The organism is Amycolatopsis stemonae, from assembly GCF_054781455.1.
In genome coordinates, this window is sequence record NZ_BAAGUJ010000039.1 from 1 (window position 1) to 628 (window position 628).

Consider the following 628-nt stretch of genomic DNA (forward strand, 5'->3'; position numbering starts at 1 on the left):
TGCTGGGCGAGATCGCGCTCTACAGCTTCATCATCCTGCTGCTCACGGGTGTGTACCTGACGTTGTTCTTCGACCCCTCGATGCAGGAGGTCGTCTACCACGGCAGTTTCAAGAACATGCAGGGCCTGGAGATGTCGCAGGCCTTCCGCACCACGCTGGACCTTTCGTTCGACGTGCGGGGCGGGCTGTTCATGCGGCAGCTGCACCACTGGGCGGCGCTGATCTTCGTGGCGTCGATGGCCGTGCACATGCTGCGGATCTTCTTCACCGGCGCGTTCCGGCGCCCGCGTGAGGCGAACTGGGTGATCGGCGGGCTGCTGCTGATCCTGGGCTGCTTCGAGGGGTTCTTCGGCTACTCGCTGCCCGACGACCTGCTCTCGGGCACCGGGATCCGGGCGACGCTGTCGGGGATCGTGCTGTCGGTGCCGGTGATCGGCACCTGGATCCACTGGGCGCTCTTCGGCGGGGAGTTCCCGGGCGACCAGATCATCCCGCGGCTGTACACGCTGCACATCCTGCTGCTGCCGGGGATCATGCTGGCGCTGGTCGGGGTGCACCTGGCGCTGGTGTGGTACCAGAAGCACACCCAGTTCCCGGGGGTGCGGCGCAAGGAGACCAACGTCGTCGG

1 protein-coding gene is annotated in these 628 nt (G+C 66.2%); it reads left to right on the forward strand.

Annotated features, from left to right (window positions below; translation table 11 throughout):
* Positions 1–628: cytochrome b (locus ACYVLJ_RS47915; protein ID WP_460443744.1), on the forward strand; the 628-nt coding region annotated here is incomplete at both ends.